General features: G+C 37.0%; 6 protein-coding genes and 5 pseudogenes. 7 read left to right on the top strand and 4 right to left on the bottom strand.

Annotated elements, in window-relative coordinates:
- From DYY66_RS04615 to DYY66_RS16050, 5 genes and pseudogenes are all read left to right on the top strand, one after another.
- Positions 1–296: hypothetical protein (locus DYY66_RS04615; protein ID WP_394352573.1), on the top strand; the 296-nt coding region annotated here is incomplete at its 5' end.
- Between the two features lie 142 nt (positions 297–438).
- On the top strand, positions 439–996 hold the full coding sequence (locus tag DYY66_RS04610) for a hypothetical protein (protein WP_255496089.1): 558 nt from the start codon (positions 439–441) through the stop codon (positions 994–996).
- A 274-nt stretch (positions 997–1,270) separates the two neighbouring features.
- Positions 1,271–1,618, top strand: a pseudogene (locus tag DYY66_RS16060) (thioredoxin-like domain-containing protein); the annotation flags it as partial.
- Positions 1,619–2,243: 625 nt separating this feature from the next.
- Positions 2,244–2,466, top strand: a pseudogene (locus DYY66_RS16055) (alkyl hydroperoxide reductase); the annotation flags it as partial.
- A gap of 7 nt (positions 2,467–2,473) precedes the next feature.
- A pseudogene (locus DYY66_RS16050) lies at positions 2,474–2,893 on the top strand (hypothetical protein); the annotation flags it as partial.
- 255 nt (positions 2,894–3,148) lie between these two features.
- Here the strand turns inward: DYY66_RS16050 and DYY66_RS04580 are convergent.
- On the bottom strand, positions 3,149–3,412 hold the full coding sequence (locus DYY66_RS04580; RefSeq protein ID WP_166286611.1) for a hypothetical protein: 264 nt from the start codon (positions 3,410–3,412) through the stop codon (positions 3,149–3,151).
- 149 nt (positions 3,413–3,561) lie between these two features.
- On the opposite strand from DYY66_RS04580, the gene DYY66_RS04575 reads away from it, so the two are divergent.
- Positions 3,562–3,792, top strand: a complete 231-nt coding sequence (locus DYY66_RS04575) for an Lrp/AsnC ligand binding domain-containing protein (RefSeq protein ID WP_166286609.1) — start codon at positions 3,562–3,564, stop codon at positions 3,790–3,792.
- Positions 3,793–5,507: 1,715 nt separating this feature from the next.
- Here DYY66_RS04575 and DYY66_RS04550 read toward each other — a convergent pair.
- Positions 5,508–5,966 carry a 50S ribosomal protein L15e gene (locus DYY66_RS04550; protein ID WP_166286601.1) on the bottom strand — a complete coding sequence of 153 codons (459 nt, stop codon included), beginning with the start codon at positions 5,964–5,966 and terminating at the stop codon, positions 5,508–5,510.
- Positions 5,967–6,420: 454 nt separating this feature from the next.
- Here DYY66_RS04550 and DYY66_RS13030 point away from each other — a divergent pair.
- Positions 6,421–6,852 (top strand): annotated as a pseudogene (locus tag DYY66_RS13030) (hypothetical protein); the annotation flags it as partial.
- A 1-nt stretch (position 6,853) separates the two neighbouring features.
- Here the strand turns inward: DYY66_RS13030 and DYY66_RS04540 are convergent.
- Both DYY66_RS04540 and DYY66_RS04535 read right to left on the bottom strand, forming a co-directional pair.
- On the bottom strand, positions 6,854–7,126 hold the full coding sequence (locus DYY66_RS04540; protein ID WP_166286597.1) for a hypothetical protein: 273 nt from the start codon (positions 7,124–7,126) through the stop codon (positions 6,854–6,856).
- Between the two features lies 1 nt (position 7,127).
- Positions 7,128–7,490, bottom strand: a pseudogene (locus DYY66_RS04535) (NAD(P)-dependent oxidoreductase); the annotation flags it as partial.
- Positions 7,491–7,664 lie beyond the last annotated feature (174 nt).

Here is a 7,664-nt window from a genome sequence, read left to right as displayed (position 1 = left end):
CACAAGAAGGAATTGATGGATTAGCAATACAAACACCAACAAAACCAGTAAACGTCATCACACAACCCAAACCAAATCCACAACCAGAAATGATTTTGACAAGCATTTCAACACCTGGAGGAAGTACGCTAAAATGGATACCAAAGCCACAAGAAGGAATTGATGGATTGGCAATACCAAAGGCAGCAGACCCACCCACAATGCTAGTGGCCGAACCTGTCATATCCAAAGGTGGTATTGCAGTATTGCATCTAATCCCAAAACCACCTCAGAGTTCCTGGGATTCTGTATCCTAGTATAAAATCCACACCTCAATAAAATGAGGATTTTTTTATTCAAATAAATTAGATATGCCATCTGCAAAGATTTGCATGTTGATTTGTACTCATTTTGAAATATCGCTAAATAACAATCAGTATTTTTTCACATATGCAGAACTTGAATCGAGCACATCTAATTATGATACTAGGCATAGGAATTGCATTAGTAGCATCACATGATGCATTTGCAACAGATATCTACGATCAAAGTAACAATCAAAATACTGTAAACACACAACAGATTTCCAACACATCAAATTCTAATAGTATTACAGTTTATGACAGTGCTTTTTCAGTCCAGTATAGCATCAACAATGGACAAGTGATCAGCGTTCATGGTAACAACCAATCACGATCTGTCATAGTGCAGACAAAAACTACGGGAGATGGAATATTGATCATTACATTACCAAGAGGACTAATTGATTCTAAAATAAATGGGAATGATGATAGATTTTTTGTATCAATTGATGGACAAGAAGAATCATTTGATGAGATAAAGACAACCGACACTGACAGGACTCTAAGTATTCCATTCAGTACAGGTGTGAAAGAAATTGAAATCATTGGAACAAAAGCAGTACCAGAATTTGGCATTATCACATCACTTACACTTTTAATTGCAGTTACATCAGCAATTTTACTTGTTACAAGAACAAAAAAGATTTTGTCATAAAGGATAGAAATTTGACTAGTACAGACATAGAAAAGATCACGTATGACGAATACGATATACCAAAATGTAGAAATTGTAAACATGATCTAACTGATCATTATCACTTGAAATCTACAGGTCACGGTTGTATTGGTAATAATGAAAAATGCACTTGCATATCATTTAGCATATAAAATATCACAACATTTCCCTTGATGAAATTAAACCATATAATCAATTTTCCGCAACGCCTGAATTCGGTGCTATTAAATAATCAAAATTTCAAATTCACATCATGTTTGACAATATATTTTCCAAAGTTATCAAGGCACCAGAGTTTCCGTTAGATTTTGACTGGATAAATACAAAAGAACCACTTTCACTTGAAAATCTCAAGGGTCACATCATAGTTCTAGACTTCTGGACGTATTGTTGTATCAACTGTATGCATACATTACCAGTACTTGCAGAGCTCGAAGAAAAATACAAAGATGTACCAGTTGTATTCATAGGAGTACATTCTGCAAAGTTCTTCAACGAACAAGATAGAAAAAATATTGAACAGGCAGTAGCAAGATACGAGATATCACATCCAGTGCTAGTAGACAAGAAAATGACTGTTTGGAACAGGTTTGGCGTAACTNAGCAAGATATGAGATATCACATCCAGTCCTAGTAGACAAGAAAATGACTGTCTGGAACAGGTTTGGAATAACGGGGTGGCCCACTATTGCAATAATTGATCCAAATGGGACTCTGGTATACAGACAGTCAGGAGAGGGTCAAAAAGAGATGATAGTAGACACAATCGATGTTCTTTTGGAAAAACACGAAAAGTCACATACGTTAGCAAGAGAGCCAATCAAGATTGTAAAAACCATCCAGAGAAATAACACAACTTTGTCTTTCCCAGGCAAGATATCGATACTCAATGACAAGATTGCAATATCGGACTCTAATCATAATAGAGTAATCGTTACTAATCTTTCAGGCAAAATATTACATGTAATTGGCAGTGGCAGGACAGGCCTACAAGACGGTAAATTTTCAGATGCGACATTTTTTAGACCTCAGGGAGTTTCATGGAAAGGTGAACTAATCTTTGTTGCAGATACAGAAAATCATGCACTGCGAAAGATAGATCTACAAAGCAAGCAAGTTACCACAATTGTTGGCACAGGCAAACAAGGTCCATGGAGATCACTTGGTGGCAAAGGAAAAGAAACTGCAATTTCANTACAGAAAATCATGCAGTACGAAAGATAGACATGCAAAGCAAACAAGTTACTACAATCGTTGGTACAGGCAAACAAGGTCCATGGAGATCACCTGGTGGTAGAGGCAAAGAAACTGCAATTTCGTCACCGTGGGACGTAGCAGTAAAAGATAACCTAGTATTCATTGCAATGGCAGGAAATCACCAAATATGGACATATGATATCAATACAGATTTAGCAAAACCCTTTGCTGGAAATGGTCAAGAAGATATCANATTGCAATGGCAGGAAATCACCAAATATGGACATATGATACCAATACAGATTTGGCAAAACCTTTTGCCGGAAATGGTCAAGAGGATATCGTAGACGGTACCAAGACACAAGCACAACTTGCACAACCAAGTGGAATTTTTGTTTACGAGGACATCGTATATTTTGCAGACAGTGAAACATCATCGGTTCGAGAGATAGATCTCAAGACAGATTATGTTAGAACCATTGTTGGCCACGGACTGTTTGCATTTGGACACAAGGACGGCAAGTCAAATGAATCATTATTTCAACATCCACTAGGATTATGCGTGGCTGGAAACAAAATATTTGTTGCAGACACATACAATTCTGCAATTCGAGTGATTGATCTGGACAATGATTCAGTTGCGACATTAATTGGAAAGCAAGGCACTAGTACAATGTGCNAGACACATACAATTCTGCAATTAGAGTGATTGATACGGATAATGATTCAGTTTTGACATTAATTGGAAAACAGGGCACTAGTACAGTGTGTAGACTGGACGACCCTAGCTGTGATACACTAGGACTGTATGAGCCAAGCGATGTGGAATTGTATCAAGATAAATTGTATATTGCAGACACCAATAATCACCTCATACGAGTCTATGATCTTAATACAAATATCCTAAAGACTCTAGATATACGAATTTAGAGATTTATTCAAAAAAGCTCTCAGATACAATATGATGTTTTAGTGCAAATTCCTTTAGCTGAGAAAATTGTATTTTTCCCTTGTGATATTGATCCCAGACAAAATCAAGAACTTCAATACTTGACAGGTGTTGTTGATCCATTGCTGGCGTTACTCCAAGTGTTTCGACACAAAAAGTTTGCAGGTCAGCAAATTGAAAGTTATCAAGCAAGACCCTCATTTGTTCAATGGTGTCATCTTTTGGCTTGGACTTTCCAAACAATCCCATAAGTTGGCATTTTGCTAGACCGCCATTTAATCCCATGGCTCAATTGCCATCATGAAAAATTTCAAAGAAAACTCTTGTTTGCAATCAGGAATGATTTAATCAAAGTTTATGGAATAAGGATTTAAGCTTGTGTTACAATTTGATATACCATGGAAAAGGCATACGTTTTGATCGGTTGTGAGCTTGGTGCCGAAAACGAAATTGTTGGAAAACTGAAAAAAATAGACAAGGTAAAGGATGCAAGAGTAGTATATGGAGACTATGACATCGTAGTAGAAGCTGAAACCGATACCGAATCTCAGATGGACAGTCTGATTACAAAAAAGATTCGCCAACTAGCCAAGGTCAGGTCCACTATGACCTTGGGCGTCGTAAGCTGATTCCAAGGCCTGCAGACAAGATCAATACACCAATGACGGCAATCCATTGACCGTTTACAATCCATTTCGGATTTGAATACATGAACGATGAAGTAGGGCCAACTAAGGAATTTCCTTGAAGATAGAATATAATTCCAAATACGAAGACTACAATCCCAATAAACATGACTGCAATGCCTACTCTCATGGTACAGTATACTTGTGTCCCAAATAAAAGGCAAAATGAGTTGATAAGAAAGGCAAAATCCTTTTGATTTCCCGCTTTAATTCAAAATTCTACATAATAACGCAGATTGGACGAGTGGGGAACAGATCTATTGGAGATGAGAAAGAATAGAAGTTCAATAGATATTGCAATATTTGTAGGAGCTGCAGTACTTGCACTTGTAGTATACCTCATATTTGGACCAGACATTGACAAGATGACAAAACAAAGTCCTTTGATTATAGACCTGATGTTTGCGCCATCCTTTGGTATTGGTTTTCTATACNACCTCATATTTGGACCAGACATTGATAAGATGACAAAACAGAGTCCTTTGATCATAGACCTGATGTTTGCACCATGTTTCGGTATTGGTTTTCTATATGGTTTGAAGATGACTGACAGGGTAATGCAACCTTCAGAATCCCGCAGTCCACTAAAACGTGCCTTCTTCAAGGGATTTTTATTTTTGTTTATGATGGGTGCAATCTTTACCTCTGTCTCTTTTGCATTACACGGTGGCGCACAACCATCACACAAATCAATTTTTACAGATGGTCTGATTCCATGGGCAACCGAATTCATTCAGGCAAATGGTGGACTGACATTTTTGATAATATCAAGTATAACAATAATGGCTGCAGCAACAAAGAGAATAGTCGGAATGGAAGGAATATTTAGTAAGATATTCACATTTGTTGGAACGTACATCTTCTTTTCCATGCTTGCACTCACCTTTACTCATTCAGACCCGACACACTCTCAGGTTTATCTATATGCATTTTACCAGGCAGGAATTGTAGGCGGAATATTTTATCAGATGAACAAGCTTACCACAAGAGCAAACATGTGGGAAGATTACAACAACGGGTTTTAGAATTTTCTAAATTTTGGTACGACTAGTACCATTGTAATAGATAGCACCATTACAAGCGAAGCAACTGTTGAAAATTCTGGAAGATACGTAGTTCCAAATACACTCGTATTCACAGTGCCGGTTTGATTGAATTTCAGCATTATAGTAGAACTGTCAGTACCTGGAACCACAATAGCCGAAACAGGTGTTCCATTCTGAGAGACAGTTAGATTCCCTCCAATCAGATTAGTAGGTATCTCAATTTCAGCAATGTTTTCGTCATGTGTACTGTTGCTTGTAAATACAAGTTCTTTGTTTATCTTGTTAAATGTAACATTGCTCATGTCATAGTTAGATACTGTAATTACATGAAATGTGTAATNATCTCAATTTCAGCAATGTTTCCGTCATGTGTACTGTTGCCTGTAAAGACAAGTTCTTTGTATGCCTTGTTAAATGTCACATTTTGCATGTCATAGTTTGATGTTGTAGTTACATGAAATGTATAACTTTCTGCATTTATCTTCCAGTCCCATTTTATTCCCATATGAGGGCCTGAGGAAATTTTAGGTTCTTGTGCAAATGCCTGTGATGACAAAAATCCCAATAAGATAACAGATGACAATACAATAGAAGATAAGAAAATCTGAGATCTCAATTTTTCAAAGTAGATAGTTTACCACGTATCTCTTTGTCTTTTATGATTCGTGGATGTGATACATCTGCAAGTATTACTTCATACCAGAGATACAAACCGTCTTGATGAACATAATATGAGCCAAGAAGATCCATGTTTGGGAATCGTTCCAACACTCTACGCTCTGCAACTCTCTGCATGCTAAGTGCAGGCTTGATTCTAAGAACACCAAGATGTTTTGGTCTTCTTCCTGCAACTGGTCTTTTCTTTCGCATGTTACCCTTACCTACACGCATTCTTACTACAACAATGCCTTGTTTTGCCTTGTATCCTAATCTTCTTGCCCTCTGGATTCTGCTTGGTCTATCTACACGTACTAGAGCATTTTGTTTTCTCCATTCTACGGCCTTTGCCCTAAGCTCTGGGGAATTTTCTTTCCACATTTTTATCCAGATTTGGTCCTGTTGACTAGGCATACTCGGCACTACAGATTTACCCTTTATATTCTGTTAGAAATTTAGGCAGGATTTTGCTTGCAAAATAAATCAAAATATCAAAGAAGCCTATTTATGAAATTAATTTTCCTTAATTTTTATGAAATGGTCAATACAAATTTTGATGATTACCATGGCAATTGTACTTGTATTGGGTACACAGTATGGTTCTGCAACACCATCTCTGAAGATATCTACAAGTAAGCAGGTTTACGAATATGGGGATTTTCTTTCAATTAATTTTCAGATCTCAGAAGTTACCAACAATACCATAACTATACACATTATCGATAGCTCAAACAAGACAAGTGCTCCAATCAACCTACCAATAACCAAACTAAACAGTACAATTACTTCGCCGTTTCCCTTTTACAAAACAACGTTTGACCCTGGAACTTATCACATTAATGCAGAGTACTCAGGTGCCAAGGCTAANAACAAGACAAGTGCCCCAATCAGCATACCAATAAACAAACCAAATAGTACAATTACTTCACCGTTTCCCTTTTACAAAACAACGTTTACCCCTGGAACTTATCACATTAATGCAGAATATGCAGGTGCTAATGCCACCACCTCATTTGATCTAATAGATTCTGGCAAAATTGCAATACCAATAGAATTCAAGTCCCTAGTAAACACACTACAACAAGGAACCCCCACAGACAATGCATATGCAGGAATCATTCGTGAGCTGATAAATAACAACATACTCAACATCCCAAATTACAACAACCAGACAAGTCAAGTACACATTCCACATTGGTTCAAAAATAATTTACGGTGGTGGTCTGAGGATTTAATCTCAGACAATGACTTTGGCATGGCAACAGAATATTTGATTCAGAAAGGAATCATGCAAGTCTAGATTATTTTTTAATTTGTTTTTTACTTTTTGATCTAGCAGAGGATGCAATCACAACAATTATCACTAATGCTATTGATCCAATCAATGGATATTCTACAATTTGTTTTTTACTCAATTCAAGAGACAATCCAGACTTGACATGAAATATTGAGTTGATTTGATTTACGATTTGATCTTGAAGAGACATGACAGAGGATCCCTGCATTTCAGCAGATACAAGGGCAAAAGGAGTTGTAAAGATAAGAAACACTGGTAGGATTTTTGATATGTTCAAACTAGATAACGCCGCGTAGAATCATTATTATTTTTTCGCCTATCACATTTGCTGCAAGTGTTTGCGCCTCTTTTGTCTGAGCACCTATATGCGGAGTACACACAACATTTGGAAGTGTTGTAAGTTTGTTTCCTACTGCAGGTTCTTTTTCAAAGACATCCAATGCAGCACCTGCAATCTTTCCTTCTTTGAGTGCATTATACAATGCATCCTCGTCAATTATCTCTCCTCTTGATGTGTTTATGATGTACGCTGTTTTTTTCATGGTAGAGATTCTTTTGGAGTTTACCAAGTGATGTGTAGTCTCAGTCAGTGGAACATGAAATGAGATGTAATCAGCACTTGAGAGCAAAGTATCAATGTCNTAGATGTGTTTATGATGTATGCTGTTTTTTTCATGGTAGAAATTCTTTTAGAGTTTACCAAATGGTGTGTAGTCTCAGTANCAGCAGATACAAGGGCAAAAGGGGTTGTAAAGATAAGAAATACTGGCAGGATTTTTGATATATTCAAACTAGATAACGCCGCGTAGAATCAT

This window comes from Candidatus Nitrosotalea sp. FS (assembly GCF_011319475.1).
GTDB lineage: Archaea > Thermoproteota > Nitrososphaeria > Nitrososphaerales > Nitrosopumilaceae > Nitrosotalea.
The sequence above is the reverse complement of the archived record's forward strand: the minus strand, read 5'-3'. Positions and strand labels throughout refer to the sequence as shown.